The sequence below is a fragment of the Nonomuraea sp. NPDC059194 genome, assembly GCF_042754765.1.
Taxonomy (GTDB): Bacteria; Actinomycetota; Actinomycetes; order Streptosporangiales; family Streptosporangiaceae; genus Nonomuraea.
This window is the reverse complement of the sequence record NZ_JBHZBH010000106.1, coordinates 1-2,037: the sequence shown is the minus strand read 5'-3', so window position 1 is coordinate 2,037 and position 2,037 is coordinate 1. Positions and strand designations below refer to the sequence as shown.

Here is a 2,037-nt window from a genome sequence, read left to right as displayed (position 1 = left end):
GTGGGGGGTTTTTTTTTTTTTTTTTATACCCCACTAGCCGGATACTTTTTTTTTTTTTTGTTGGGTGTTTTTTGGGGGGTTTTTTTTTGGCCCCCCCAAACTTCCGCAAATCCCCTGGAGGTAAGACCGTGTCCCCAGTCGGGCGCCGCAGCAGGGCTCGTATAGCAATTTCCGTTTTGGCCGTAGGGGGGATCGTTGCCGTCGCATGTGCCGCCTTCTGGCCCCTGACCCCCTGGATGGAAGTCACCAGCGAGCGGGCAAGATTCGTTTTGGCGAACGGCTTCGCGGCATCTCATCCGGATTATCGAATACGAATCGATGAGACGGTCAAGGCGGACGTTGGCCTCCGCAGCGGAAATATTCCCATCGAGCTAGACCCGCGACCCCCGCACCCGCTTACTCGCGGACCTGAGGCAATGCGACCGGAAACCATAGAACTCCTCCCCTCCGGGGGAGTGGCGCAGCCACATCTCAAGCCGTGGAGAATGACTTCAGCAATTCTTGGCCCGGCTGAGCTTCAGCCCGTCCCAATGTCAGCCAACGACCGAGAACTACTCAACTTACACGACCCCAAGCACCGACTGAATGCACTTATAGTTGTCTGGCTTTCGGAGCCCACTGCCGAGGAGGCGGTGAACTTCTGGCTGCGCGAAGGCATTGACGTTGCGATCTTCACAGAGCCGAACGCCGCCCGCGTACCAGTCTCCTGGGATGCTTCCTTTTGCGGTGATAGAGCTCTCCCATGCCCCAAAGATCAACTCATGTCCGCATCCGAGGGTTTCAAATCATGGGTTTCATCACTCCGAAACGATGACGCGACGCTGCTTAACGGGATCGGCCTCGACTTGACTGATCTTCGCAACCGCGCAAAGAGTGGAAAGATGCATGGATTCATTGCGACCGCCGAGCTGGAGGAAATAAAGTTCCTATCCCGTAGAAGCCAAGTCAAGTCTATTCAACTAGTGTCCATTGACCTCGCCGACGCGCGCGATTAGTTGGGCATGAAAGTCCACTCCGGAATTCTTTCGGCCGGGCGGCCCATATTAACGCTCCCAGGAGCTGCTCGACTCCATCCAAACGCCCCGCACGGTGCTCAATTGCGCCCGGGAGGGTAGATATTACGGATTTATCCTCAGTGCATACCCAGATCGAGTTCGGCGACTTATTGGCGACTCGAAAATCGCTTCTATTCATGTCGCCGAAGTGGCGTTCGCGAACGGATAGCATCTGCCTGCGGGGGTAGAGAAGGCGTCGTCTTCGGCTGGTTCCATGCTCGCCAGTGCGCTGTCAAAGGCAATCTCATCGAGCAACCCGAGGCGTCACCGGCACCGAGGGGTAGCCAGCAGGCACCTAAAGATCTTGGTGCCGAAAGGTGGCAGCGCAGGTCTATCTCTCGTCAGCCGGAAGTCTATCTCCGTCCCAGATAAGGAGAATTCGGTCGGCTGGGAGGATGCGCTGGCGTTTCCGGGGCTGGCTGAGCACGAAGACAGGAACACCCTCGGGAATATCGAGATCCCTGCGCTCATCCGGTGACGGCATTCGTGCGCTGACCTCCGCTGGCCCCTCGACCGCGACACGTTCGACCGGTATGGCAGGACGCACGAAGGAGCCTTCACGCTTCACTGTCACAACCAACCCTTCGCTCCGCAGTACAGCGAGGGCCTGCCGTACCGCCACCCGCCCCAGCTCGTACTCCTGCATGAGCCGAGTCTCCGACGGAAGCGCCTGGCCAGGCTTGAGCCGCCCCGCTGCGATGTCCGCGCGGATGATGTCGGCCAGCTGCCGGTGTACGGGTCGATCGGAACTGAAGTCGATCACAGCAGATCATCATCACAACACCACTACCTCATAACCTCTAGTAGGCATATGCTCATAAGCATCGACGTGCTGAAACGTTGCCACAGCCGGATGTGGAGGGTTGCCGCAATGACTGAACTGCTCGGTCAGTGCGCCACGAGGCGCTACGTAATCGAGTGGAGGTGGAAGACCGCCACCGTTGGGCCGTCGCAGCGGCCTGATCGAAGCTGAGGGTAGCCC

At 58.2% G+C, this 2,037-nt stretch carries 2 protein-coding genes; one reads left to right on the top strand and one right to left on the bottom strand.

Annotated features, from left to right (window positions below):
* The first annotated feature begins 236 nt into the window (after positions 1 to 236).
* Positions 237 to 995 (top strand): hypothetical protein, encoded by a 759-nt coding sequence (locus tag ACFXJ8_RS43980; RefSeq protein ID WP_379651530.1) that lies wholly within the window; start codon positions 237 to 239, stop codon positions 993 to 995.
* A gap of 391 nt (positions 996 to 1,386) precedes the next feature.
* Here the strand turns inward: ACFXJ8_RS43980 and ACFXJ8_RS43975 are convergent, their stop codons facing one another.
* Positions 1,387 to 1,818, bottom strand: coding sequence for a GntR family transcriptional regulator (locus ACFXJ8_RS43975; protein WP_379651528.1), 432 nt, complete (start codon positions 1,816 to 1,818; stop codon positions 1,387 to 1,389).
* Between the last annotated feature and the right edge of the window lie 219 nt (positions 1,819 to 2,037).

Bases quoted from the DNA above. Each gene is read 5' to 3' on its own strand.
- ACFXJ8_RS43980 (WP_379651530.1), top strand. From the start codon at position 237: ATGGAAGTCACCAGCGAGCGGGCAAGATTCGTTTTGGCGAACGGCTTC.